The organism is Streptomyces sp. NPDC001822, from assembly GCF_042892135.1.
Lineage (GTDB): Bacteria > Actinomycetota > Actinomycetes > Streptomycetales > Streptomycetaceae > Streptomyces.
In genome coordinates, this window is record NZ_JBIATW010000001.1 from 600,326 (window position 1) to 623,791 (window position 23,466).

Here is a 23,466-nt window from a genome sequence, read left to right on the forward strand (position 1 = left end):
GTGTCGTGGACCGGCGACGGCCCCTCCCACCCTCACGCCTGCGCCCTGCCACCGCATCCCCGCCTTTCCGGAGCACGTCACTCGGAGGGCGAGGCTCACGGCCCTCCGCCGCGGGTTGCACCAGGCTCCGGCCGGGTGGATCGTGAAATCACGGGTCGGGCCCGAGGAACAGGCCGCCGCGCCCCGGATCTCGGCATCGCGCGGCACGGGCCACGACGACGCCGGCCCGGGAAGGGCGCGCTCGCCATGGAAGAGCTAGGTCTGCCGGCTCGAATACAGGCTTGTCTTTTCGACATGGACGGTGTGATCACGAAAACCGCTGTGGTCCACGCCGCCGCATGGAAACAGGCCTTCGACGAATTCCTCCGGCGGCGCTACGGGGACGGCTTCACACCGTTCGACGCCGAGCACGACTACAACGAGTACGTGGACGGCAAACCCCGCGCGGACGGCGTCCGCAGCTTTCTGGAGTCACGGGACATCCACCTCCCCGAGGGCTCACCGGACGATTCCGGGGAGCAGGAGACGGTCCAGGGACTGGGGAACAGGAAGAACAGCCTGCTGCTCGAAAAGATACGGACGAGCGGCGTCGAGGCCTACCCGAGCACCCTGCGCTATGTCAGAACCGTGAGACAGCAAGGGCTCAGGACTGCGGTCGTGTCCTCAAGCGTCAACTGCCGCGAGATCCTGCAGTCCGTGCAGGCGGAGAACCTGTTCGACGTCCGCGTCGACGGGCTCGTCGCCGCGGAGCGCGGGCTGGCCGGAAAACCGCATCCGGACACCTTCCTCGCGGCCGCCGACCAACTCGGCGTGAAGGCCTCCGTGTCAGCGGTCTTCGAGGACGCACTGGCCGGCATGGACGCGGGACGCTCGGGCCACTTCGGATACGTAGTGGGCCTGGACCGGGTCGGACAGGCCGACGCCCTGCGGGCCCACGGCGCGGACGTCGTGGTACCGGACCTGGCGGACCTCGGGGGCCGGACATGATCACGGCCAACTGCTTCGCGGTGGACCCCTGGATCCTGCGGGAGGCGCCACTGAACATGGATCTGCTGCCGCAGAGCGAATCCGTGTTCGCGCTGTCCAACGGTCATGTCGGCTGGCGTGGGAACCTCGACGAGGGAGAGCCGCACGGACTGCCCGGCTCCTACCTCAACGGGGTCCACGAGGTGCACCCCCTGCCGTACGCGGAGGGCGCGTACGGCAACCCCGAGTCCGGTCAGACGGCGATCAACGTGACCAACGGCAAAGTCATCCGGCTCCTGGTGGACGACGAGCCGTTCGACCTGCGTTACGGTCGCCTGCGCAGTCACGAGAGAGTCCTCGACCTGCGCGCCGGGCTGCTGAGGCGCACGTGCGAGTGGACCTCGCCCGCGGGCTGCAGCGTGCGGGTGCGATCGACCCGCATGGTCTCCTTCACCCAGCGCTCGATAGCAGCCGTCGCCTACGAGGTCGAGGCCGTCGACTCCACGGTGCGTGTCGTCGTGCAGTCGGAACTCATCGCCAACGAGCAACTGCCCACCCCCAAAGGGGATCCGCGCGCCGCTGTCGCATTGCAGTCGCCACTGGACGCCGAGGAGGCCGCAGCCTCGGGAACGCGCCTGCGGCTGATCCACTGCACCCACAACAGCGGGCTCAGAGTGGCGGCGGCGGCCGACCACACCGTGGACGGGCCCGCGATGACGAGCACCAGCAGTGAGAGCACCGCCGACGTCGCCCGGCTCACCGTCACGTCGGAACTCGCCCCGGGGGAGCGGCTCCGGATCGAGAAGACGGTCGGCTACGGCTGGTCCGGCGTCCGTTCGCTCCCCGCCGTGCGCGACCAGGTCGAGGCCGCGCTCGCCGCAGCCGCCAACACGGGCTGGCAGGGCCTGATCGACGAGCAGCGGGAGTACCTGGACGACTTCTGGGCCAGGTCCGACGTCGAGGTGCAGGGCGACGAGGAGCTGCAACAGGCCGTGCGCTTCGCCCTGTTCCACGTCCTGCAGGCCGGCGCCCGCGCCGAGCAGCGTGCCATTCCCAGTAAGGGACTGACGGGCACGGGGTACGACGGCCATTCCTTCTGGGACACCGAGACCTTCGTGCTGCCCCTGCTCACCTACACCTCGCCCAACGCGGTCGTCGAGGCGCTGAACTGGCGGCACAGCACACTGCCCCAGGCGCGGGACCGCGCACGGCAACTCGGCCTGCGCGGGGCGGCCTTCCCCTGGCGGACCATCGACGGCTCGGAGTGCAGCGCCTACTGGCCCGCCGGGACCGCCGCCTTCCATGTCAACGCCGACATCGCGGACGCCGTCATCCGCTACGTCTCCGCCACCGGCGACGCGGAGTTCGAGCGTGGCTGCGGTCTGGAGCTTCTGGTCGAGACGGCCCGCCTGTGGATGTCCCTCGGGCATCACGACAGCGGCGGAACGTTCCACATCGACGGTGTGACCGGGCCGGACGAGTACAGCGCGATCGCGGACGACAACACCTACACGAACCTCATGGCGGGCAGGAACCTCCGCTGGGGTGCCGAGATAGCCGAACGCAATCCCCACGAGGCCACAGCGCTGGGGGTGGACCACGAGGAGACGGCGGCGTGGCGGGAAGCCGCTGCCGAGATGCACCTGCCCTACGACGACGAGCTGAAGGTGCACCAGCAGCATGCGGGGTTCACGCGTCACCAACCGTGGGACTTCGACTCCACCCGCGTCGACCAGTACCCGCTGCTGCTGCACTTCCCCTACTTCGACATCTACCGCAAGCAGGTGGTGAAGCAGGCGGACCTCGTGCTGGCGATGTACACGTGCGGCGAGTCCTTCGACGCGGCGCACAAGGCACGCAACTTCGCCTACTACGAGCCCTGCACGGTGCGCGACTCGTCGCTGTCCGCCTGCTGCCAGGCCGTGATCGCGGCGGAGGTCGGCCACATGCAGCTCGCCTACGACTACGCCGTCGAGGCGGCGATGATGGACCTGAACGACCTGGAGAACAACACCCGCGACGGGCTCCACATCGCCTCACTCGCCGGCACGTGGATGGCCCTCGTCTGCGGCTTCGGCGGCATGCGCCACGACGGAGACGTCATGTCGTTCATGCCCCGGCTCCCGGAGAGGCTCAGCAGGCTCGTCTTCCGCATCAGGATCTGGGGCCGCTGCGTCCGCGTCGAGATCGATGCCCGGTCGGCCACCTACACGTTGCTCGACGGGCCGTCGATGACGATCCGTCATCACGGTGAGGTGCTCACCCTCACCACCGGATCGGCGACGAGACGCCCGGTGCCGGACGGCCGTCGGCTGAGGGCACCGGAACAGCCGCCGGGCCGCTATCCGGGGCGTCCGGGGCAGCAACCCGACGAACAGCCCTGAGCCGGCCGTGTCATACGGACGGTCCGTGCACGGACCGTCCGTATGACACATGACACGGAGACAGCCGGCCCCGATGTACGGGCCGGCTGTCATGCGTCAGCTCGAGGTGTCACCGTCCGGGGAGGCGCTCCGTGATCTCCTGCACCGTCCAGCCGTTGCCGTCCGGGTCGGTGAACGAGACGAACGACCCGTAGCTCGTCCGATCGGGGTCCGGACCGGAGAGCCGGGCCTTCGTGCCCGCGTGGTGGAAGACCCCACCGGCGTCGTGGAAGGTCTCGCTCACCGCGACACCCTTCCCCGCCAGTTCGGCGCGTGCCGCCTCGATGTCCGAGACCACGAGATGCAGTCCCTCGGCGGATCCGGGTGCTGCCGAGCTCACGTCATCGCCGAAGATCACCGAGCAGGGCGAGCCGGGAGGCGTCAGCTGCACCACCCGGAAGCCGCCGTCGCCGGAGACGTCGGCGTCCAGTCGCCATCCCAGCCCGGTGTAGAAGTTCTTGGCCCGGTCGACGTCCGCAACCGGGATCACTACGACTTCGAGTTTCATGTCCACGGTGGAGCCTTTCTGTCCCGCCTGCGCATTGTTCCGCCTGTGAATGGCCGCAAAGAATTCCACGCCGCATCGAGGAGCTCGCGAGCACCTGAAATCCGATGGCGTCGGTCGGCCATGGATTACCACGATACTGCGCAGCCATAACGTCGCCACTCGTAAGCGAGTTGCGGTGCAACGGTCGGCGCGATCGACCGACGGGGAATGGATTTGTCATCCCTCCGAACCGGTTCGGTCAGCCCGGCAGAAGCTGCTGGCCACCGTCGATGTCGTAGGTCGCGCCCGTCAGCGCTTCGTTGCACATGATGTGTACGGCGAGCGAGGCGACGTCCTGAGGGCCGACGACCCGGCGGATGGGCAGCGAGGCACGCAGTTCCGCACGCCGCGCCTCGATCCGGTCGCCGAGGAGTGAAGCCGACAGGGGCGTGTCGACGAAGCCGGCCGCGATGAGATTCACCCGGACCGGCGCCAGTTCCAGCGCGAGGTTCGCGGTGAGGGCCGGAAGCGCCGCGGTCAGGGCGGCGGTCACCGATCTGCCGACGCCGGGCCTCCGGCCGCCTGTGCCACCGATGAACAGCAGCGTTCCCGCGTCGCGCACTTTGCCCCGGCTGTACTTCGCGATACCGAGGGTCATGGCCAGGCGTTCGCCGAAGTGCTGACTGGTCTCGGTCAGGTCCATGTCGGCCAGGGGCGCGTACGACGGTCCGCCTGCCGTCGAGATGACGTGGTCGACCGTCTGGGGCAGGTCGTCGAAGAACCGCTGGACACGGTCGGTGTCACCGGCATCGAGCGTTGCCGTGCTCAGGGGCTGGATCTCGGCCGCGGCCCGGTCCAGCCGCTGCCGGTCGCGCCCGACCATCACCACCTGGCCCCCGGCCGCCCGGACTTGTCGCGCGGTCTCGAGGCCCATTCCCGAACTGGCGCCGATCACCACGACGATCTGGTCGGCGAGATCCTGGGATCGGTCCGGTGTGCTGCCCATCAGTGCCTCCGGTGATCGAGGCGGCAAGGAGGCGGGTGAGCCGTTCCGAACGGGGCGGTGTCCCCCGCGTGCCCCTTCGTCGCACCCGCGTGGGGCAGGGGCGTGCCCGGACGGCCTCTCAGTCCCCGACCGGCGCCGGTGACCGGTGCGGCAGGACGCGGATCGTTGACGGGACGCCTCGCGAACCGCACAGTCGCCGGGCCCGCCGCGGCGCGTCCGGCTTTTCTCGAACGTACCTCGCAAGGCGATGCGCCACCAGCCGGAGCGAGTTCACGATCGTGGGCGCCTTTACCGTCCGAGTACTTTCTCCGGGTGTCCGTGGTCTCTTTACCGCGGGCGCGGTAAAGAGACCACGGAGACCCGCAGCTGTTGCCCGCAGGACCATGCGGTGGTGGGATGGAATAGCTCTCGTTTCGGACCCGAAAGAGGGGGCGATCGCCCGGGCCGGTACCCGCTCGAATCGCCGGGGTCGAGAGTCGTAGTGGTTCGGCCGTGAATCCGGCCCCCGCTTTCTCGTCATCGGCCCGCGGTCGTACCGCAGGCCGCCGCTCCGGAGTTCGGAGACATTCATGAACACCTATCGAGTCGCGCAGGTCGCCGCCCCGAACAGCCAATTCGAGATCGTGGAGCGTGAGACGCCGCACCCGGGCCCCAGGCACGTACGGCTGGCCGTCGAAGCGTGCGGGATCTGCCACAGCGACGACGTGTTCGTCACCGGTGCCCTCCCCGGGCTGCAGTTCCCACTGGTCCCGGGGCACGAGGTCGCCGGCCGCATCGAGGAACTGGGCGAAGGGGCGCGGGAACAGCAGTGGAACGTGGGAGACCGCGTGACGGTGGGGTGGTTCGGAGGGAGCTGCGGATACTGCGTTCCCTGTCGGCAGGGCGACTTCATGGTCTGCGACAACGTCAAGATCCCGGGCGCGTCGTACGACGGCGGGTACGCCGAGAGCATGATCGCTCCGATCGACGCGCTGGCGCGCATCCCCGACGCCCTTTCGGCCGCCGAAGCGGGGCCCATGGCCTGTGCCGGCGTCACGACCTACGACGGGCTGCGGCGCAGTTCCGCCGGCCCCGGTGACCTGGTGGCGGTCCTGGGACTCGGTGGTCTCGGCCACCTCGGTGTGCAGTTCGCGAAGGCCATGGGCTTCGAGACCGTGGCCATCGCCCGTGGCGCCGAGAAGGGCGGCCTGGCCAGGGAACTCGGGGCCCATCACTACATCGACAGCACGGCCGGAACGCCTGTCGCCGACGCGCTGCAGGCCCTGGGGGGCGCGAAGGTCGTCCTCGCCACCGCCGGCAGCTCGGAGGCCATCTCGGCGACCGTCGAGGGACTGAGCCACCGTGGCGAACTCGTGGTCATCGGAGTCTCGCCGGAGAACCTCGACATCAGTCCGCTGCAGATCATCCTGCGCGGCCGCAGCCTGCGTGGGCACCCCTCCGGGACCGCGCGTTCCGTGCAGGACACCATGGAGTTCAGCGCGCTGCACGGCATTCGCCCCGTGGTCGAGACGATGCCACTGGCCGAGACCGGCGCGGCCTACAGCAAGATGCTCTCGGGTACCGCCCGCTTCCGGATGGTGCTGACCACCGGCTGACCCGTACGTCACCGCGCACGGTGGACCCCGCCGCACGGGGCGGGGTCACACCTCAGCCCTGCGTGGGGAGTCGCGACACGTGGTACTGACGGATCTTCCAGCCCTCCTCGCCGCGCTGCAGCGTCAGCGACATACGCATCCTCACCTCGGGCTTCGAAGCGCCGGTGAAGGTGACATCGGCGAAGCCGCCGGCGATGTCCGCACCGATCGTGTAGCTGTGGAGGACGACGACATCGGCACGCCGACCGGCCGTGGCCATCCCGTAGTACGAGCGCACGGCATCCCGGCCGGTCACGACGGACGGCCCGAAGCCCTGGAAGAGCGCGTCCGGTGCGAACAGGTCCGCCATCACGTCCGGCTGGTGGCTGTCGAACGCCGTCTTCCAGCGAGCGAGGACTTCTCCGACGGCATCGGTCACGGCACGACTCCTGTTCTGTGCGAGGTCCCTCCACGTGCTCAGAGCCCACGGGCCCGGGTCGTGCACCGCCGGCAGGACGTCGCTAGGGGCGGCCACCGTACAGCGTGGCGGTCGCCGTACGGACGAGGAACTCCTCGGTGCGGTCCCAGGACCAGCCGTTCTCGACCACGAGCGAGCGCCAGCCGCCGGGTCCGAACCAGAACCACAGGAGGTCCGCGGTCTCCGGCTCGGTGCCGGACGGCGCGGGAGTCAGCGCGTGAAGGTGGTGCGCGCCGGTGACGAGGGCGTCACGGTACGCAGCGGTGGCACGCTGCCGAAGGGCGTCGCCGTGCTCGTGGACCGGCAGAGCTTTGTGGATCGCCTCGTGGACGCAGAAGTTCTCCTCGTTGCCGGCCCGGGTGCCGCGGGCCAGGACCTCGAGTACGGCCCTCGGCGACTGCTGTTCGAGTACCTCCCGGACGGCCTGTTCGTAGCCGGACGCCGCCACGCCCCGATCGACGATCCGGTCCAGGATGTCGCCCTTGCTGCCCGTGCTGGCGAACACCGTCTTGGGGGAGACCCCGGCGGCGGACGCGATGTCCGCGACGGTCACCAGCCCATATCCGCGTTCCGCGAACAGCTCTGTCGCTCGCAGCAGAATCTGTTCGCGAGTTCGTGCGGCCGCCTGTTCCCGCAGAGGGGAGGCGTAGGAGCGCTTGGAGGGCATTGGGGCATTCTATGCCGGTCCATGTAATCCGTATGGGTCAAGGCCTGAACGGTAATCCCAGGGCGAACCGCAAGGGCTGTGGGGGGCCGACGGGACTTGTCGGAACGCCCGCCCCTTCGGCGCCGCTCCTTCGAAACCGGAAGCAAGGACGATGCCGCCGACAAGGTACTTGACTGCGCAAGCATGTCGCGTTACATTTCCCGTCGAAGCGCGTTGCACAATGCGCTTCGGCAATGATCCACGAAGGGTTTTCGCATGGTCAAGATCGGTATCATCCTTGGTAGCACCCGCCCGGGCCGCAATGGCGAGGCGGTGGCGCGTTGGGTGCACGACGTCGCTTCGCAGCGCACGGACGCCGAATACGAGCTGGTTGATCTGCTGGACTACAACCTGCCGCACCTCGACGAGATGATGCCGCCGTCGATGGGGCAGTACGCGCAGGCGCACACGCAGGAGTGGGCCCGCAAGATCGCGTCCTTCGACGGTTTCGTCATGGTGACGCCGGAGTACAACCACTCGACGTCGGGCGCGCTGAAGAACGCGATCGACTTCCTGTACGCGGAGTGGAACAACAAGGCCGTCGGCTTCGTGGGTTACGGCTCGCTGGGCGGCTCGCGCGCGGTGGAGCACCTGCGTCTGATCTCGGCCGAGCTGCAGATGGCGGACGTGCGCGCGCAGGTCGCCCTGTCGCTGTTCACCGACTTCGAGAACTTCAGCACCTTCAAGCCCGGCGAGCACCAGGTCGACGCGCTGAACGCCACGCTGGACCAGGTCCAGGCTTGGAGCGCGGCGCTCGCCCCGCTCCGCGCTGCCTGACCTCGCGTCAGCACCTCGTCCCAAAGGCCTGTGGGGGCCGCCTTCACGGGCGGCCCCCACAGTCGAATCAGCCCCACTGAGCACGATGCGCGCGCGGCCCGCAGGCCCGGCCGAAGCGCGAAAATCAGAGGCTCGCGACCGATCAAATTCTTCGTTGAGCAAGTAAAGTGGGAGCATGTCACATATCGCACAGCAATCGAACCCGGCTGAACAGGTGATCCAGCCTCTCAACGCGGAAGAGGAGGCCGTCGTACGGTCGCTGAACCGGGTCATCTACGCGCTGCCCCGTGCGATCGACGCCGACATGTTGCGGGAGCAGCGGATCTCCCTCGTGGAGTACCTGGCCCTGATGAACCTCTCCGAGGCTCCCGAACAGCAACTGCGGATGAGTGATCTCGCGGCCGCGGTCGAGATGTCGCTCAGCGGCATGACGCGGCTGGCGACCCGGCTGGAGAGCCAGGGGCTGCTCGAACGGGTCAGGGCGACGAACGACGCCCGCGGCTGGAACGCCATCCTGACTCCGGCGGGCCTCGAACGCCTGGAGGGGGCGTGGCCGACCAATCTGGCCGCCACCCGCCGTCACTTCCTCGACCACCTGACGGGCCTCGATCTCACGAAGCTCGCGGCGGCTCTGCGTGAGATCGCCACATGACGGAGCCGCACGTCCCGAGCCGAGAGGCCCTCGGCTCCCGCCGACATGACGGCCATGGACGGCAGGATTAATCTGTTGGGGTGAACCCGCGCCCGGCGCGTCGGCCCCCTCGGCAGGCGCACGCCGCGACCGGGCCGCCGGGAGAACTCGGGGTCATGCGCATCCTCCGAGTCGTGTGAGGTATCCGTCCAGGCCTCGCCCACGGGTGAGCGCCGCGCTCCGAGCGGGGTGCTCCACTCCACGGGGCTCCGGCTTTCACTGCCCCCCGCCGGCGCCGCGCGGGCGTCCCGGGCGCGGAATATTCGGCGCCCCCCGGGCTTTGAGTGGAGACGAGTCCGATCGCGGCTTCTTCGGGCGGTGCCGGTTCGGAGGGACTGGTCGCAGATGCCGTGCTCGCGAAGCCGCCCCCAGGGCGCCCACTCCGTTGCAGCGCCGGGCCGACACCCGGTGAGCCGACGGGCCACGGGAGTATTTTGGATCCGCGCGAACAGGGGGGACAGGTGGGCCGATCCCTGCCTGATCGCCGCCTGGGCGGAGACCGTGACGTCGTTCGGATACGGACCCGGGGCCGGGGACTTCGTCTCCGGTGCTCCAGCGACGGAGCCGTGAAGCGTGGCCGCCGGCCGGGCGGATCCGGTGGGCACGGGCTTGTGCCGCATGCACCATCGAATTTCCTGAGTTGAAAGAGAGATACAGGCTATGAGCGACGTTGAACAGAAGGCATGGCTGGCCGGCGGCTGCTTCTGGGGAATGCAGGACCTGATTCGCGCGCTCCCCGGCGTCACCGCGACCCGCGTGGGATACAGCGGCGGCGATGTGCCGAACGCGACCTACCGCAATCACGGGAACCACGCCGAGGCGATCGAGATCGTCTTCGACCCCGCGGTGACCGACTACCGGAACATCCTGGAGTACTTCTTCCAGATTCATGACCCGAGCACCAGGAACCGGCAGGGCGGCGACATCGGCGCGAGCTACCGTTCCGCCATCTTCTATCTCGACGACGAGCAGCGGCGCATCGCCGAGGACACCATCGCCGATGTGGACGCCTCGGGCCTGTGGCCCGGAAAGGTCGTGACCGAGGTCGTGCCCGCGGGTGATTTCTGGGAAGCCGAGACGGAGCACCAGGATTACCTGCAGAAGTACCCGGAGGGGTACACCTGCCACTTCCCCCGCCCCGGGTGGAAGCTGCCGAAGCGCGCGGAAGCGTGATGCGGCACTGAGAGGCAGCCGTGGCCTCTCGTCCGGATCATGCTGGGCTCGCAGGGTCTGATCCGGACGAAAGGCTCGAACCTCCCGGACCGCCGGGGGCGGCCGGGGCGTCCGGCCGGTCGCCGTGGCGGACCAGGTAACTGACCACCGTGTTGGCCACGGCCACGAGCGGCACCGCGACGACGGCCCCGCCGATGCCCGCCACGAAGCCACCGGCGGCCACCGAGAGGATGACGGCCAGAGGGTGCACGCGCACCGCGTGGCCGAGGATGAACGGCTGGAGGATGTGCCCCTCGAGCTGCTGCACGGCGAGCACGATGAGCAGGACCAGGAGCGCCTTGAACACCCCCTCGGCGACGAGGGCGACCAGGACGGCCAGCGCCCCCGAGACCACCGCTCCCACCAGCGGGACGAATGCGGCCGCGAAGATGATGACCGCGAGTGGCAGGGCCAGCGGGACGCCGAGGATGTAGATACCCAGGCCGATGCAGGCCGCGTCGATGAACGCGATGGCGGCGGTGCCGTGGACGTACGCGGTCAGGGTGTGCCAGGCGCGCGGGCCGGCTCCGTGGAGTGCCGGGCGGGCGGCGGCGGGCGCGAGCTTCAGGGTCCAGGCCCAGATGCGTGCCCCGTCGTACAGCAGGAACAACGTGGAGAACAGGGTCAGCAGGACTCCGGCGATCAGTTCGATGACGACGGCGAACCCATGAATGCCGGCGTTGGTGAGCTGTCCGGTTCTGGAACTGATGCTCTTGCGGATCTTGTCAGTGGCGCTGTCGATCTGCTTTTCCGTGATGTGGAAGGGACTGTCGACCAGCCAGCGCTTGAGATCGTCGACACCGTCCTCGATGCGACCGGACAGGTCGTCGAAGTTGTCCATCACCTGCCAGACCACGAACCATCCCACCAGGCCCAGCAGGACGAAGCCGCAGAGCGCCGTCAGGGCCGTGGCGAATCCCTGGGGGACGCCGTGCCGGTTGAGGCGGGCCACCGTCGGCTGGAGAAGCGCCGTGATGAGGAGGGCCGCGACCAGCGCGAGAGCGATGATGTGGACAGCGCTGATGATCTGACCGAGCACCCACAGGCCGGCCGCGATGACGAGAAGGCGCCACCCGGCCTCAGCTGCCACGCGCAGACCCCACGGGATCACGGTCGCCGCGGGCTCCGGCCTCACACGCGCACGAGGCACGGGGTCGGGGGTCTGCCCGGTGGCCTCCGGGCCGGCGGTCCCTTCGGCCCTCGGCCGCTCCTGCTTCTTCTGCTTCTCGGCACGGAGGCGCTCGAACCATTTCCTGAACCGCACGGCCGCACCTGTTTCTCGGATGAGGAGCTCTCCTGCGACAGGTGCTCCGCTCCTGCGGGTGGGTAACCAGCTGTCTCCAGTAAGTAGGAAGAGATTCAATACCAGGCGGTGCCCGATATGCCCGCCCCCGGTGCCACAGGGGCGATGGATCACTCCTTCGGGTCACGAGTCACATGCGCCGCCACCCGGCCTGCCGAGCCGCACGCACATTCCGGGGTCCGGGACGAGGCCGACGCGTATCCGCGGCTTCGGTCACCGTGCGGCCGGATAGGTCGGCATCGCCAGGTGCGCCAGATCCGGAGGCGGAGGCGTCGTCTGCGGCCAGAGCGGGGCGGCCTCCCCGTCGGCGAGAGCGGCGGGAGCGTCGGTCAGGTTCATCCGCTCGCGCAGACGCCCGTAGAAGTCCATCGGTCCCAGCCGCACGGAGCGCAGCCGTTGAGGGGCGGCATAGACGCCGATCCAGTCGCCCGGATCGAGCACGCCGCGCAGCTGTCCGTCGACGCTGACCGCGGCCTGGCCCGAGCGTTCGAGCAGCCGCAGGGCGATGGGCTCGTCCGGGGCGGCCACGACCGACCTGTTGAAGGCCATGTGCGGAGCGACCGGTGTGAAGATCAGCCCCTCGGCGCGGGGCGAGACGACGGGCCCGCCGGCGGCGAAACTGTAGGCGGTCGAACCCGTCGGTGTGGCGACCAGCAGTGCGTCGGCGGAGTAGGACGCCAGAAGCCGGCCGGCCAGATAGACGCCGACCGACACCTGCCGGTCGCGGGCGAGCTTCTCCAGGACGACGTCGTTGAGCGCGGTCACGTTCAGCGCGACTCCCCACTCGTCGCCGGTCTCGCAGTCGTCGCGCACCCGGGGCGGAGGCAGGAGGGGGCCTCGCCCGTAACAGAGGAGCGAGCCCATCTCCGGGGGGATCTCCAGGGGCCGGGAGGCCCGCAGGGTCAGCAGCATGCGGTGCTCGATGTCGAGGTCACCGTCGCGGACCGCGTCCAGGGCCGAGCGCACGGCCGCGGCCGACACCTCCGTCAGGAACCCGACGCGGCCCAGATCGATCCCCAGCACGAGCGCGTCGTTCTCGGAGGCCAGTCGAGCCCCGCGCAGAAAGGTGCCGTCGCCCCCCAGGGTGACGATCAGGTCCGGATTGCCGGCGGCTTCGATCTCCTCCCGGGCGCTGTGCCGGCCGCTGTCCTGCCACACATCGATGTCGGTGCACGGCACCGCCTGTTCCGTGCACCAGGCACGGACGCTCCGAGCAGCGTCCACGGCCTCCTCGCGTCCCGCGTGCACGACCATCCCGATACGGCCGACTGTCATGGTGCCCTCCATTGCCGACTGGCGACGGGTCACACTCTCCTCCGGGCGCGACGTCTGTCAGGCGACGCGCGCGTGCCGGACCGTGGGCCACCCCATCAGTCGGTCGGCGCGGCCCGCACGAAATCGCGGACCGCGTGGGTGAACGACGTGGATTCCCCGATGCATCCCTCCCGCGCGCCGTCCTCCAGCACCAGCAGCCTCGCGTCCGGTATCACCTCGGCGACCTCCCTGCCCCAGTCAGGACCCCTGCCGACGTCAAGGGCGCCCACGACGACCAGTGCCGGAACCGTCAGCTCTTTCAGCGAGACGCGATCGTCGGTGGTGTCGGGGTTGAGGTCCTCGTCGAGCCCGGACACACAGCCGGCCCGCACCGCTTCGCCGGGGGATACCGGCGCTCCGTCGTGGAGCACCACGCCCGCCACCCGCTCGGGACGGTGCAGCGCGTGATGGGCGGCGACGAGCGCACCGTGCGCGTGCCCCAGGAGGTGGACCCGCCGTACGCCCAGACTGTTGACCAGCAGCTCCAGGAACCGGCTGTAGCGGTCCCTGGTGTATCCGTGGGGGTGGGACGGGAGGCGCCCCGAGGCTCCCGTACCGATCGGTTCCACGTAGACCATGGTCAGGTGTTTCTCCAGGGCGGGTGTGCGCAGGCAGGCCCAGGGGATGCCGGATCCTCCGGGGTGTGCCACACATACGGGGCCACTGCCGTGCACGTGATAGCGCTGGATGATGCCACCCACCGCGAAGGAGTGGGTGCCGGGGGAGAGCGGGTCGGGTGAGGCCGGAATCGCATCGCTGCTCATGGGGGGCTCCGCATCGTGTGTAGGGGCTTCTACAACGACACGAGGCTGCCGGGGCGTGGAAGTTCGCCGTTCGGGCGTGATCCATGTCATGTGCGTCGAATCGGCGCGGCACATCCCGGCTGTTTCTCCGGGACGCGAGGTGCGTGAATCCTGCAAGGAACTCGGCCTCCCCCGGCGAGACGAGAGGGAAGTACACCCGCCGTGGCCGGGGGCCGACCGTCGCCTCAATCCGCAGGCAAATGCACGTGCGGCGTCAGCTCTTGTCCGTGGACGGGTTCGCCGCGATCTTTCGCTGAGGCCGCTCGACGAGCGAATACATCACGGATCGCTTCTGCTTGTGGCGCTGGATGCGACCCTTGGCGACAAGGGACTCCAGCGTGTTGCGCACGACCTGAGGAGTCGGCGTCCGATCCGGATGCTTCTCCAGGAGTTCGTCACGCAACTCCTTTGCGAGACGCGGTCCGTCGTGGGTCGCGAGGAGATCCATCAGGACACGTCCGAGAAGAGGCTGACGGGAAATTCCCCGCCCGGCAGCCTTCTGGTCGGCCCTGCGCGGCTGGGTCCGCGCGCCCGTGGCGGGACGCCCGGTCGCACCGCCGAGCGGCTCGGCGGCCTCGGACACGGCCCCGGCTCCATCGCGGGCGGTTTCCGCCTGCGTCTGTCCGGGCAACGACGGTGCGTCCGACGACCGCTCGAAACGCTTGGCCAGGTTCAGGATGTCGACCAGGAGACTCTCCTCCTGCTGCAACATCTTGATTTTCTCGCTCAGTTCCTGCTGTCGGCGGCGATTCTGCTCCAGGTCCGACGCGGCTTGTTCTACGTACCGCGAGCGGAGCGTGGCGGCTGATTGGCTGGGCACAACCGTTCACTCCCTATAAATGTGGATGACGTTGCGCATGGTACCCACGTCAGTGGCGTGTACCGAAGCCCGCTAACGCATCCAAGCCGCTCAGCGGGGTGGAGCGTGCTGCTTTCATGTGAATTCCGTCGTGTGTCCGTCAGCGGGACGAGACATATACGCGAGGCCGAAACGGGTGCACGTGTGCGCGGAGCATGTCTGCGCCCTCGGCCTTCGTCCCCGGGGATCAATGCCTCCGGCGGCCGATCGGATCGTGTCACCGGTGCGCGTGGTGCCCTCTTCCCGACGCCATTCCCCGATACATATTCTCCGCGTGACCATGGTACTCGGCGGGCGGTCCGGGTGGCCGGGAACAGGCCGACTCGTCCGTCTCCCGGGCCCTCCCGCCGGGACCGGCGCGGGCGAGGGGCGATACGGTCGCCACCTCGGGCCCGAGGTGTGCCGCGACTCGTGACGGCCTCCCCACCGCCGTGGCGCGGTGCGGCGCGGGCGGCAGCGCGGCGACACAAAAGCGGCAGTTTTCTGGCACCAGCCTCTGCCTATGGTGCGGATGCGGGGGCTGCACCGGCCTCCGTTCGCGGCGCGACAGAGAACCAGAATGGCTCAGACAATGGCTACACCCCCCACGCCAGCTAACCGGTCGGACCAGTTCGGGAACATCATGAGAGAGCATCGGGACGGGCTGGTGTCCTACGCCGAGCGGATGCTCGGCGACCGTGGTCTCGCCGAGGACGTCGTCCAGGAAACCGCCATACGAGCCTGGCGGAACGTCGATCGTCTGCTCGGAACCGAGGGATCGGTCCGGGGATGGCTCTTCACCGTGACACGTCATCTGGTCATCGACCTGGTGCGCAAGCCCCACGCGCGCAAGGAGGTCGTGGGTGCGACGTACAACGATCCGGCCTTCGTGCGTGACGGTACGGACGCCGTGCACAACTCGCTGGTCGCGAAGCCGCTGCTGCTCAGGCTCTCGCCGGAGCACCGCGCCGTACTCGTGCACATATACCTCTGCGACCGCACCATCCAGGAGACCGCCGGCATCCTCGGTGTGCCGACGGGAACGGTGAAGTCCCGCCAGCACAACGCACTGCGCAAACTGCGGAGCGTGGCCGGGGCCGCCTGAGCAGCGAGACCTGGAGGGTCCGAGGCGGCCGGGGGAGGGCGTCAGCGTGAGGCGGCGGCCTGTCCGCTCTTCTTGCGCGCGCGATAGGCGGCTGCCTTGATCTTGTTGCCGCACGAGTCCATGCCGCACCACTGCCGGCGCACTCCCCGGGAGCGGTCGATGTAGATGCGGGTGCACTGAGGGTTCCCGCACTCCTTGAGCAGCGGTACGTCCGGACCGCTGAGCAGTTCGACCGCCTGCCGCGCGATCGTGGAGAGGGCTTCCTGAGGCGTCGCCTCCGTCCAGCGCCCGGAAGGGGTGAGCTGAGGTGCGGCGGCCGGCTTGCGCGCCGTGGTGTTCACCGCCGTCAGTGCTTCGGCGGGGAACTCCTCATCGAGGCGACGGGCGGTGACCAGCTCGTAGACCGCCTCGCGCAGTTCCTTGGCCTCTTCGACGTCCGCCTGCCCGGCCGGCGAGACCGCGTCCACCATGCCGGACTCCAGGAACCAGGCGTCCAGCCTGTCGGGTGTCACGAACATCTCGAAGCGCAACGACCGGCGTGCGCGGAGCGTGGCGGCGAAGTCGAGGGCCGGACTTCCGCAGACGAAGACATGGTCGAGATTCATATCACCATTTTGGCAGGTGACTTATCGGCCCGCAAGGAGCTTCAGGGTGTATAGCCCTGGGAGTTCCGGTGGTCCTGCTGTCCGATTGGAGGGGCCGGTACGGACCGGCCGGTGCCAAGCGGCATCTCGCCGAACGGGGCGGCCAGGGCTTCCCGGCCCGCGCCGTCCGGCGGTGGGGCCCTGAGCCGCCCATCGGCCGCCGGCGGCAGATCCCCGTCAGGCTCGTCCGACCCCGCGCGCGTCACCTTCTTGACTGGTAATGGCGACCGTGCAACTATCGTCACCACTCAAAGAGGTGATGAATGTGGCGGCCCGGTGCTGCCGTCCGCGATTCCCCGCGGCAGGCGCACTCGTGATCCGCCCTCGCCCCACTCCGCCCGCCCATCGCCACGCCCGCACGGGCCGGCCGTCTGCGGCATCGCGGAGTGAACGGTCGCGAACGTCACTCCATCCGGAAAAGGGGCTGGGCATGGCAAGGAAGGCGGACAAGTCCGCGGGTGGTGCGCCTGTGGGCCGACGGGCGGTGCTCGGCATGCTCGGTGCCGGAGCCGCGGCGCTGGCCACCGCGCCGTATCTGCAGCGGGGCTGGGAGGGGGCTCTCGCCAAGGCCTCCCAGGTCGACGCGACCGGGATCACCGGCCTCCTGCCCAGTCCCGGGGGCTTCCGTTACTACAGCATCGTCGGTTCGGTGCCGCGCAAGGACGAGACGACCTACGAGCTGCGGATCGACGGCCTGGTGGACAGGCCGAGGACCTACACGCTGGCGGAGCTGCGCGCGCTGCCTCGCACGCGCATCGTCCACGACGTGCTGTGCACGGACGGATGGCGCGTGGAGAACACACCCTTCGACGGGGTGAGGCTTGCGGACCTCCTCGACGCGGCCGGCGTCCGGGCGGAGGGCAAGGCCATCAGGTTCACCTGCTTCGACGGCGCCTACTCGGAGAGTCTGACCCTGGAGCAGGCGCGGCGGTCCGACGTCATGGTGGCGCTGAACATGCAGGACAAGCCGATCAGTCATGAGCACGGCGGACCGGTCCGCCTGTACGTGGCTCCCATGTACTTCTACAAGTCGGCGAAGTGGCTCTCCGGTATCTCGGTCACCGACAAGGTCGTACCCGGTTACTGGGAGGAACGCGGCTATGAGGTGGACGGCTGGCTCGACGGAGAGGACCGGCGCGGTGGCCAGGCAGCCTGAACGCGCCGACAGGGTTGCCCGGTTCAGCGGCGCCGAACGGCTGGTGCACCGGGCCACCGGGTGGCTGATGCTGCTGTGCCTGGTGTCCGCGGCGTGCCTGTACCTGGGGCCGGTCGCCCAGTTGGTGGGCCGGCGGCATCTCATGATCACTGTCCACGAGTGGTCGGGCATCCTGCTTCCGGCGCCTTTCCTCCTCGGCCTGCTCTCCCCGGCGTTCCGCGCGGATCTGCGCAGGATCAACCGGTGGGCCGCGTACGACGGGCGGTGGCTCCGCGCGGCCCGCACGCGGCTCACCGACCCGTCCTTCCGCCCGGCCGGCAAGTTCAACGCGGGCCAGAAGATCTACGCGGGATGGATCGCCGGGGCGGTGCTGGTCATGATGTTCACCGGTCTGCTGATGTGGTTCATGGGGTTGCTTCCCTTCGTGTCCCGGACCAGCGCGATCTTCGTGCACGACATCCTGGCCTGGGCGATCACCGGTGTCCTGATCGGTCACATGCGGAAGGCGTACCAGGATCCGGTGGCGAGGGCGGGTATGCGCACGGGATACGTCGACCGGAAGTGGGCGATGACGCACCACTCCAAGTGGCTCACGGAGGAGGGCCGGGACCGCAGCCGAGCGGGGAGCGACGACGGCTGACGGCCCGGTCGCGCGAGCGGGTGTGTCCGTACAGCGTACGAACGCGGTGCGGACTGGAATGATGAGCCCATGGACGATGCGGTCGACCCCGGCGCGTTCGATGTGCGCCGCGCGCGTGAGGCGGAAGCGGACGCACTGATCGGCATCGACCCGCTCTGCGCCGAAGGGGACGCCGGGCGGCAGGCGAGCATCCGCAGGTGGTGTCTGCAGGGTTCGGCGGTCGTGGCGCAGGGGCCCGCCGGGCCGCTCGGCTACTGCGTGACCGAGTACACCTTCTTCGAGCAGGGCTTCGTCGCCATGCTGATGGTGGCTCCGTCCGCCCGCGGCAGGGGCGTGGGCCACCGGTTGCTGCGCGCCGCCGCCGACTCGTGCACGACCTCGAAGCTCTTCACGTCGGCCAACGTGTCCAACCAGCCCATGCAGCGGTTGCTACGACGATCCGGATGGAGCCCCGCGGGTCTTCTTCACGGCCTCGACGAGGGCGACCCCGAACTGTTCTACGTGTGCCGGACGCCGACCGGACGGAAGCCCGTCTGACCCGTGGCCGGTCATGCCGCTGCCGTCTCCCGGTCGGTATCGCCGGGAGACGGCATGTGGCTTGAACAGCGGTCGCCATCGCGAGGCGGGGGACCAAGCGATGACGACCGCCCAATCCTGCCGCCAAGCCCAGCCAATACGCCAGGCGGCAGGAGTCTCTCATCAAGGGAACGGGCGGGGAGGCCCGGAGGGTTCACGGTCGGTGCGAGAAAATCCGACGCGGGGCGGAAAAACCGCGCATCAGCCGCTCCCGGCGTCCGTGGGGCCGTCCGGTGGGCGCGGTCTTCAGAGCCCCAGATCCACTGCGAGGCAGGAGAAGAAGTTCCACGAACCCTCGGGGTTGTACGAACTTCCCGCTCTGCCACCGGGCTCTGCGGGCTTCGCCTCGACCATGTCCTCGTAGCGCATGCGCTCGGGCAGTTGGCCGAACCGGGCCTGACGTGCCGCCGCTGAGCCGTCCATCGTTCCTTCGTTGCTCACAGTCAACCTCCGCTGGGGGCAGTGGCGGAACGCGCCGTACTGCTTGACTGGCACAACAATGCACTGCGGGATGTCACCAGTCAAGGCGGTGATGTGTTTGTCACCTACTTGACCGGTGACGACGCCTGTGTGAGAGTGATTGTCCGCGCAAGATGTACCGCGCCGACTCGACGCGAGTGCCTCAAGCGGCAGACGGGCGGCCTGTGGTGGGCCGCGCCGGGTTCCGGACGAAGCGCCGATCGGCGTGACTCTCCTCCGGCCCGGATACCGGCGAAGGCCCTGCGGTATCTGCGGCGGTACTCCGCGGACTCCCCGGGACGCCCCGCAGCGTGACCTCGACCGGTCTCCTCGCACGCAGGAAAGGCGATGAACGATGTACGTGGAGGAACAGCGTTCGTTGACGAGCAGCAATCCCGTGCTCTCGCGTCAGGAGTTCCGCCGGGAGCGCGGGCGGAAGGTGACGTCGAGGGTCCCGGTCGACGAGATGCCGACGCGTCGGCGGGAGCGATCCCCTTCCCTCGGTGGGCCTGTTCCGGGCCGGGAACTCCCGGCCGGCCTCCTGGCGCAGCCGACCGGCGCTCTGATGACGATGGACGCGGTCATCGGGCGTACCGCCCTGGCCCTGCTCACCGTGATGCTCGCGGCCGTCCTGTCGTGGACGGTGCCACCGGTCGCCCCGACGAACCTGGGCGGGTCGTACGGCATCGCCGGCGCGGCCGCTCTGGCGGCCTGCGGCCTGTGGCTCCTCCAGGCCCGCACGGCCAGGGTCTCGCCCGGGCTGGTCCTCGCCTACGCGGCCGTCCAGGGTGTCTTCCTCGGCGTCTTCGCCAACACCGTCTCCACGCACATGTCGGCCGGGGTGATCGTCCAGACCGTACTCGGGACGATGACCGCCTTCGCCGGTGTGCTGATCGCGTACCGGCTGCACTGGATCCGCGTGAGCCGCCGGTTCCACGGATTCGCCGGAGGCGCCGCCCTGGGCCTCATCCTGCTCGCCGCGGCCGACGTGCTCTTCTCCGCCTTCACGAGCACCGCAGGCCTGGGTTTCCGGAGCGGCGCCCTCGGCATCGCTCTCGGTGTCCTGGGCGTCGTCATGGGAGCCTATTTCCTGGCCCTGCACGTCAGGCAGGTCGAGGACGGGGTCACCTTCGGCGTGGCCGCGGAGGAGTCCTGGCGAGCAGCCTTCGGCCTGACCCTCACCCTCGTGTGGCTCTACGTCGAAGTCGTGCGTCTGTTCACGCTGGTGCGGGAGGACGACGTCTACTGACGCGGGTCCGTCGAGCCGGCGGCACTCGTTGTCGCCGTGCACTCGGCTCAGGTGCGACGTGCCCGCCAGAGCCATGATGCCGTGCCGACCAGCAGAGCGAGCATCGCCGAATTGGCCAGGAGGGCCGCGGTGTCACCGGCCGGGCCGCCACTGGACAGGTTCCAGGTGGCGATGACGACGCTCGGGATGACGGCGGTGAGCAGCGCGCCGGTGGTCTTCTGCACGGTGGTCCAGTGCACAGAGGTGCAGAGCAGTACCGCGCCGACGATGCGGAACAGGACGCCGGCCAGCGGCCCGGGGAAGTCGGGGAAGACCATGATGAAGGGCAGCGAGAGCGTGAGCATCAGGAGCGGGACGGAGGGATGCACCTTGCCGCGCCGGATCGGTGCGCCGGCACCGCTCGTGGCTGATGCCCCGATTCCGGCCCCTGCTTCAGCCAGCGCCGTCGCCGCGATCGTGCGGGGGTCTCCCAGTGCCCCGAGTATCTCGGCGATCGACGCGTCGGGGCGCTCGGCGCGCGTCACTTCGATGTGTTCGGCGAGGTCGGAGAGGAGCTCCTGGCGGCGGTCGGCGGGGAGCGCCGAGGCTTCGCGCTCAACGGTGGAGAGGTAGTCGCGCACGGGGTCGGCAGAGGTCTTCATGCGAGGTCTCCGGTGGAGGGGTGCGAGGTGGCCAGGAAGGTGTCGACGGCGTTACGGAAGCCGGGCCAGACGCGCGTGAACTCGTCGAGGGCGGCACGGCCGCCGTCGGTGAGCGCGTAGTACCGACGAGGCGGTCCGGAGGCGGACTCCTGCCAGGTGGTGGTGACCAGGTCGTCGCGGCGGAGCCGCGAGAGCAGGGGGTAGACGGTGCCCTGACCGGTCGCCAGGGCGCCGGAGTCCTCCAGGGCGCGGAGAAGTTCCACGCCGTATCGGGGCCGGTCGCGCATCAGCGCGAGCACGCAGTACTCCAGGACCCCCTTGCGCAGTTGGGCGGCAGCCCGGGCCTGCTTGGTCGAATCACCTGGTTCCATGCGATGCAAGATACCTGGTCGAGCACGCACGTGGGAGAGCGGGTGCGGATCCGTTTCCGCGCGCGGCAGGCTCGTTGTGAGGGAGGGTGATCGATGGGGCTCCAGCCGGCTCACCGTGTGCCGGACACACGCCGCGGGCCCACCCGACGAGACGACGTCGAAGGGGGGTGGGCGCGAACCGGGCCGGTGCGCCGGACCGCCCGGATGGGGGCGGTCCGGCACACCGGCCCGGCGGTGGCGACCTGTTGAGCGGCCTTCGAGTCGGCGACGGTGCGCCGACATCGGCGGTCAGGCGCGGCGCAGCAGTTCGGCCGCTCGTTCGGCGATGGCGTAGACCGTGGCGTTGATGTTGTTGGACGGGATCGACGGCATCACCGAGGCGTCCGCCACGCGCAAGCCGTCGAGCCCCCTGACCCTCAGCTCGGAATCCACCACGGAGACCTCGTCCTCACCCATCGCGCAGGTGCCGACCGGGTGACAGTAGGAGCTGAAGTGCTTCCGGGCGTAGTCGCTGATCGACTGCTCGTCCACGGCGCCGAGCCCGGGACCGACCTCCTCGATGCCCCACTCGGCGAGCGACGACGACCGTGCGATGCCGCGCGCGGTCGCGATTCCGGACAGGACCGTCCGGACGTCCTCTTCCTCGGCGAAGTAGTTGGGGTCGAGCAGGGGTGCGGCGTAGGGGTCGGCCGAGGTGATCCGGAGGGAACCGCGGCTGACCGGCCGCATGGGCGAGACGCCGATGGTGAAGCCGTTCTCGACGGGCGCCACCGGATTGGGCACGGGGATGTCGATGAAGATGATCTGCAGATCGGGCCCGTCCGCGTCCGGGGTGCTGCGCAGCAGGCCGAGAATCTCGCCGTGGTTGTTGAGCGCCGGCGGCACCTGCCGGTGGGCGCGGTAGACGAGGTTGGCCCGCGGGTGGTCGTGGAGGTTGCGGCCCACGCCCGGCAGGGAGTGGAAGACGTCCACGCCTGCCTGGAGCAGGTCGGCCTCGGGGCCGACGCCCGAACGCAGCAGCAGTTGGGCAGAGCCTATGGTGCCTGCGGTGAGGACCACTTCGCGGTCCGCCGTGGCGGTGTGGGTCCGGCCGTCGACGCCGTACTCGACACCGGTGCAGCGCTTGCCGCTGAACAGCAGCCGGTGTGCGAGCGCGTCCGTGACGACGTGCAGGTTCGGACGGTCGAGGGCCTGGGACAAGTAGGCGTCCGCCGCACTCTGCCGACGTCCGTCGACGATGTTGAGGTCCACGGCCGCGAAGCCTTCCTCCAGGCCGCCGCTGATGTCGTGGGCGTGCCGGTGCCCCGCTTCGACGGCGCCGTCGAGACAGGCGAGGAGGACGTCGTTCGGCTGAGCGGCGGGGCCGACGATCAGGGGGCCGGCCGTACCCCTGCCCTCGGCGCGGCTGACGGCGGTCTCGGTGCGCTGGAAGTAGGGCAGCAGGTCGTCGAACGCCCAGCCCTTGGCTCCGTGGTCGCTCCAGCTGTCGTAACTGGAACGGTGTCCGCGGGCGAAGACCATCGCGTTGATCGCCGACGAGCCGCCGAGACCGCGCCCGCGGGGAAGTCCGACCTGTGCGCCGGATACGCGCTGGGGCACCGTCTTGTCGCCCCAGCCGGCAGGTGTGGCCGCGAGGCGTGGCCAGGCCGGCGGTTCCGTCACCGCGTCCGGCAGGGAGGCGGTCGAGGTCCCGGCCTCCAGCAGCAGGACCCGCACCTCCCGGTCTTCGGAGAGGCGCGAAGCCAGGACGCAGCCGGCCGTTCCGCCTCCGACGACGATCACGTCGTACGCCGCATGCTCACTGGTCATGTGATTCCCCTGTTCCTCTTCACGGCCGTTCGAGTCGGCGATCGGCAAATAACCGTACCACCGGTTGAATCAATGATTCGTAAAAATGGCTATCGCTGAATTGTTAAGAGTGTGAGCCAATGGTGATGCATGCGATAAGTGAATGCAGGCAGCAGCGGCACATGCTTGACCTGCTGAAACATCTGGGAGGAGGTGGGGCAGGGGTGCTGCGCCGCCGACGCGCCCGCCTTTTCATAAT

At 69.2% G+C, this 23,466-nt stretch carries 24 protein-coding genes; 11 read left to right on the top strand and 13 right to left on the bottom strand.

The window, feature by feature from the left end; translation table 11 throughout:
- The first annotated feature begins 246 nt into the window (after positions 1-246).
- Together ACFYY2_RS02850 and ACFYY2_RS02855 are read left to right on the top strand one after the other, a co-directional pair.
- The gene (locus ACFYY2_RS02850; RefSeq protein ID WP_388736095.1) at positions 247-987 is read left to right on the top strand and encodes an HAD family hydrolase; all 741 of its coding nucleotides are present in this window, start codon (positions 247-249) and stop codon (positions 985-987) included.
- Positions 984-3,350: a glycoside hydrolase family 65 protein gene (locus ACFYY2_RS02855; RefSeq protein ID WP_388736097.1), complete on the top strand. Its 2,367-nt coding sequence runs from the start codon at positions 984-986 to the stop codon at positions 3,348-3,350. The genes ACFYY2_RS02850 and ACFYY2_RS02855 overlap by 4 nt, the downstream gene beginning before the upstream one ends.
- A gap of 109 nt (positions 3,351-3,459) precedes the next feature.
- On the opposite strand, the gene ACFYY2_RS02860 is transcribed toward ACFYY2_RS02855, so the two are convergent.
- Positions 3,460-3,903 carry a VOC family protein gene (locus tag ACFYY2_RS02860; RefSeq protein WP_388736099.1) on the bottom strand — a complete coding sequence of 148 codons (444 nt, stop codon included), beginning with the start codon at positions 3,901-3,903 and terminating at the stop codon, positions 3,460-3,462.
- Positions 3,904-4,135: 232 nt separating this feature from the next.
- On the bottom strand, positions 4,136-4,882 hold the full coding sequence (locus ACFYY2_RS02865) for an SDR family oxidoreductase (RefSeq protein ID WP_388736101.1): 747 nt from the start codon (positions 4,880-4,882) through the stop codon (positions 4,136-4,138).
- A gap of 569 nt (positions 4,883-5,451) precedes the next feature.
- Between ACFYY2_RS02865 and ACFYY2_RS02870 the strand changes: the two genes are divergently transcribed.
- Positions 5,452-6,477, top strand: a complete 1,026-nt coding sequence (locus tag ACFYY2_RS02870) for an alcohol dehydrogenase catalytic domain-containing protein (protein ID WP_388736103.1) — start codon at positions 5,452-5,454, stop codon at positions 6,475-6,477.
- Between the two features lie 52 nt (positions 6,478-6,529).
- Here ACFYY2_RS02870 and ACFYY2_RS02875 read toward each other — a convergent pair whose 3' ends face one another.
- Together ACFYY2_RS02875 and ACFYY2_RS02880 are read right to left on the bottom strand one after the other, a co-directional pair.
- The gene (locus ACFYY2_RS02875) at positions 6,530-6,895 is read right to left on the bottom strand and encodes a YybH family protein (RefSeq protein ID WP_388736105.1); all 366 of its coding nucleotides are present in this window, start codon (positions 6,893-6,895) and stop codon (positions 6,530-6,532) included.
- A gap of 82 nt (positions 6,896-6,977) precedes the next feature.
- Positions 6,978-7,601, bottom strand: coding sequence for a TetR/AcrR family transcriptional regulator (locus ACFYY2_RS02880; protein ID WP_388736108.1), 624 nt, complete (start codon positions 7,599-7,601; stop codon positions 6,978-6,980).
- 255 nt (positions 7,602-7,856) lie between these two features.
- Here ACFYY2_RS02880 and ACFYY2_RS02885 point away from each other — a divergent pair, with 255 nt between their 5' ends.
- The 3 genes from ACFYY2_RS02885 (at position 7,857) to msrA (ending at position 10,281) form a co-directional block, all read left to right on the top strand.
- Positions 7,857-8,417, top strand: coding sequence for an NADPH-dependent FMN reductase (locus ACFYY2_RS02885; RefSeq protein ID WP_388736111.1), 561 nt, complete (start codon positions 7,857-7,859; stop codon positions 8,415-8,417).
- A 175-nt stretch (positions 8,418-8,592) separates the two neighbouring features.
- The gene (locus ACFYY2_RS02890) at positions 8,593-9,069 is read left to right on the top strand and encodes a MarR family winged helix-turn-helix transcriptional regulator (protein ID WP_388736113.1); all 477 of its coding nucleotides are present in this window, start codon (positions 8,593-8,595) and stop codon (positions 9,067-9,069) included.
- 699 nt (positions 9,070-9,768) lie between these two features.
- The gene (msrA, locus tag ACFYY2_RS02895; RefSeq protein ID WP_388736116.1) at positions 9,769-10,281 is read left to right on the top strand and encodes a peptide-methionine (S)-S-oxide reductase MsrA; all 513 of its coding nucleotides are present in this window, start codon (positions 9,769-9,771) and stop codon (positions 10,279-10,281) included.
- 37 nt (positions 10,282-10,318) lie between these two features.
- Here the strand turns inward: msrA and ACFYY2_RS02900 are convergent, their stop codons facing one another.
- The 4 genes from ACFYY2_RS02900 to ACFYY2_RS02915 form a co-directional block, all read right to left on the bottom strand.
- Entirely contained in the window at positions 10,319-11,584 is a 1,266-nt protein-coding gene (locus tag ACFYY2_RS02900) for an AI-2E family transporter (RefSeq protein ID WP_388736118.1), read from the bottom strand.
- A gap of 252 nt (positions 11,585-11,836) precedes the next feature.
- Positions 11,837-12,898, bottom strand: coding sequence for an NAD(+)/NADH kinase (locus ACFYY2_RS02905; RefSeq protein WP_388736119.1), 1,062 nt, complete (start codon positions 12,896-12,898; stop codon positions 11,837-11,839).
- A 95-nt stretch (positions 12,899-12,993) separates the two neighbouring features.
- Complete coding sequence (locus ACFYY2_RS02910) at positions 12,994-13,701, bottom strand: alpha/beta fold hydrolase (RefSeq protein ID WP_388736121.1); 708 nt, start codon at positions 13,699-13,701, stop codon at positions 12,994-12,996.
- A 253-nt stretch (positions 13,702-13,954) separates the two neighbouring features.
- Entirely contained in the window at positions 13,955-14,560 is a 606-nt protein-coding gene (locus tag ACFYY2_RS02915; RefSeq protein ID WP_388736123.1) for a hypothetical protein, read from the bottom strand.
- Positions 14,561-15,221: 661 nt separating this feature from the next.
- Here ACFYY2_RS02915 and ACFYY2_RS02920 point away from each other — a divergent pair.
- The gene (locus ACFYY2_RS02920) at positions 15,222-15,683 is read left to right on the top strand and encodes a sigma-70 family RNA polymerase sigma factor (RefSeq protein WP_388736126.1); all 462 of its coding nucleotides are present in this window, start codon (positions 15,222-15,224) and stop codon (positions 15,681-15,683) included.
- 41 nt (positions 15,684-15,724) lie between these two features.
- Here the strand turns inward: ACFYY2_RS02920 and ACFYY2_RS02925 are convergent, their stop codons facing one another.
- Entirely contained in the window at positions 15,725-16,288 is a 564-nt protein-coding gene (locus ACFYY2_RS02925; RefSeq protein WP_388736129.1) for a CGNR zinc finger domain-containing protein, read from the bottom strand.
- A 469-nt stretch (positions 16,289-16,757) separates the two neighbouring features.
- On the opposite strand from ACFYY2_RS02925, the gene ACFYY2_RS02930 reads away from it, so the two are divergent.
- The 3 genes from ACFYY2_RS02930 to ACFYY2_RS02940 all read left to right on the top strand — a co-directional run bounded on the left by ACFYY2_RS02930 (position 16,758) and on the right by ACFYY2_RS02940 (position 18,660).
- Positions 16,758-17,483: a molybdopterin-dependent oxidoreductase gene (locus ACFYY2_RS02930; protein ID WP_388736132.1), complete on the top strand. Its 726-nt coding sequence runs from the start codon at positions 16,758-16,760 to the stop codon at positions 17,481-17,483.
- Positions 17,428-18,123 (top strand): cytochrome b/b6 domain-containing protein, encoded by a 696-nt coding sequence (locus ACFYY2_RS02935; protein WP_388736134.1) that lies wholly within the window; start codon positions 17,428-17,430, stop codon positions 18,121-18,123. Before ACFYY2_RS02930 ends, ACFYY2_RS02935 begins: the two co-directional genes overlap by 56 nt.
- 69 nt (positions 18,124-18,192) lie before the next feature.
- Complete coding sequence (locus tag ACFYY2_RS02940; RefSeq protein WP_388736136.1) at positions 18,193-18,660, top strand: GNAT family N-acetyltransferase; 468 nt, start codon at positions 18,193-18,195, stop codon at positions 18,658-18,660.
- A 285-nt stretch (positions 18,661-18,945) separates the two neighbouring features.
- On the opposite strand, the gene ACFYY2_RS02945 is transcribed toward ACFYY2_RS02940, so the two are convergent.
- Complete coding sequence (locus tag ACFYY2_RS02945; protein ID WP_388736139.1) at positions 18,946-19,140, bottom strand: hypothetical protein; 195 nt, start codon at positions 19,138-19,140, stop codon at positions 18,946-18,948.
- 397 nt (positions 19,141-19,537) lie between these two features.
- On the opposite strand from ACFYY2_RS02945, the gene ACFYY2_RS02950 reads away from it, so the two are divergent.
- Positions 19,538-20,407: a Bax inhibitor-1/YccA family protein gene (locus ACFYY2_RS02950; RefSeq protein ID WP_388736141.1), complete on the top strand. Its 870-nt coding sequence runs from the start codon at positions 19,538-19,540 to the stop codon at positions 20,405-20,407.
- A 47-nt stretch (positions 20,408-20,454) separates the two neighbouring features.
- Here ACFYY2_RS02950 and ACFYY2_RS02955 read toward each other — a convergent pair whose 3' ends face one another.
- The 3 genes from ACFYY2_RS02955 to ACFYY2_RS02965 form a co-directional block, all read right to left on the bottom strand.
- Positions 20,455-21,048 (bottom strand): HAAS signaling domain-containing protein, encoded by a 594-nt coding sequence (locus tag ACFYY2_RS02955; protein ID WP_388736144.1) that lies wholly within the window; start codon positions 21,046-21,048, stop codon positions 20,455-20,457.
- Entirely contained in the window at positions 21,045-21,419 is a 375-nt protein-coding gene (locus ACFYY2_RS02960; RefSeq protein ID WP_388736147.1) for a PadR family transcriptional regulator, read from the bottom strand. The genes ACFYY2_RS02955 and ACFYY2_RS02960 overlap by 4 nt, the downstream gene beginning before the upstream one ends.
- A 288-nt stretch (positions 21,420-21,707) precedes the next feature.
- Positions 21,708-23,228 (bottom strand): GMC family oxidoreductase, encoded by a 1,521-nt coding sequence (locus tag ACFYY2_RS02965; protein ID WP_388736150.1) that lies wholly within the window; start codon positions 23,226-23,228, stop codon positions 21,708-21,710.
- Positions 23,229-23,466 lie beyond the last annotated feature (238 nt).

Excerpts from the sequence above, each read along its gene's own strand:
- ACFYY2_RS02850 (WP_388736095.1), top strand. The coding sequence starts at position 247 with ATGGAAGAGCTAGGTCTGCCGGCTCGAATACAGGCTTGTCTTTTCGAC.
- ACFYY2_RS02855 (WP_388736097.1), top strand. The coding sequence starts at position 984 with ATGATCACGGCCAACTGCTTCGCGGTGGACCCCTGGATCCTGCGGGAG.
- ACFYY2_RS02865 (WP_388736101.1), bottom strand. The coding sequence starts at position 4,882 with ATGGGCAGCACACCGGACCGATCCCAGGATCTCGCCGACCAGATCGTC.
- ACFYY2_RS02870 (WP_388736103.1), top strand. The coding sequence starts at position 5,452 with ATGAACACCTATCGAGTCGCGCAGGTCGCCGCCCCGAACAGCCAATTC.
- ACFYY2_RS02880 (WP_388736108.1), bottom strand. The coding sequence starts at position 7,601 with ATGCCCTCCAAGCGCTCCTACGCCTCCCCTCTGCGGGAACAGGCGGCC.
- ACFYY2_RS02885 (WP_388736111.1), top strand. The coding sequence starts at position 7,857 with ATGGTCAAGATCGGTATCATCCTTGGTAGCACCCGCCCGGGCCGCAAT.
- ACFYY2_RS02890 (WP_388736113.1), top strand. The coding sequence starts at position 8,593 with ATGTCACATATCGCACAGCAATCGAACCCGGCTGAACAGGTGATCCAG.
- msrA (WP_388736116.1), top strand. The coding sequence starts at position 9,769 with ATGAGCGACGTTGAACAGAAGGCATGGCTGGCCGGCGGCTGCTTCTGG.
- ACFYY2_RS02905 (WP_388736119.1), bottom strand. The coding sequence starts at position 12,898 with ATGACAGTCGGCCGTATCGGGATGGTCGTGCACGCGGGACGCGAGGAG.
- ACFYY2_RS02910 (WP_388736121.1), bottom strand. The coding sequence starts at position 13,701 with ATGAGCAGCGATGCGATTCCGGCCTCACCCGACCCGCTCTCCCCCGGC.
- ACFYY2_RS02920 (WP_388736126.1), top strand. The coding sequence starts at position 15,222 with ATGAGAGAGCATCGGGACGGGCTGGTGTCCTACGCCGAGCGGATGCTC.
- ACFYY2_RS02925 (WP_388736129.1), bottom strand. The coding sequence starts at position 16,288 with ATGAATCTCGACCATGTCTTCGTCTGCGGAAGTCCGGCCCTCGACTTC.
- ACFYY2_RS02930 (WP_388736132.1), top strand. The coding sequence starts at position 16,758 with ATGGCAAGGAAGGCGGACAAGTCCGCGGGTGGTGCGCCTGTGGGCCGA.
- ACFYY2_RS02935 (WP_388736134.1), top strand. The coding sequence starts at position 17,428 with ATGAGGTGGACGGCTGGCTCGACGGAGAGGACCGGCGCGGTGGCCAGG.
- ACFYY2_RS02940 (WP_388736136.1), top strand. The coding sequence starts at position 18,193 with ATGGACGATGCGGTCGACCCCGGCGCGTTCGATGTGCGCCGCGCGCGT.
- ACFYY2_RS02955 (WP_388736144.1), bottom strand. The coding sequence starts at position 21,048 with ATGAAGACCTCTGCCGACCCCGTGCGCGACTACCTCTCCACCGTTGAG.
- ACFYY2_RS02960 (WP_388736147.1), bottom strand. The coding sequence starts at position 21,419 with ATGGAACCAGGTGATTCGACCAAGCAGGCCCGGGCTGCCGCCCAACTG.
- ACFYY2_RS02965 (WP_388736150.1), bottom strand. The coding sequence starts at position 23,228 with ATGACCAGTGAGCATGCGGCGTACGACGTGATCGTCGTCGGAGGCGGA.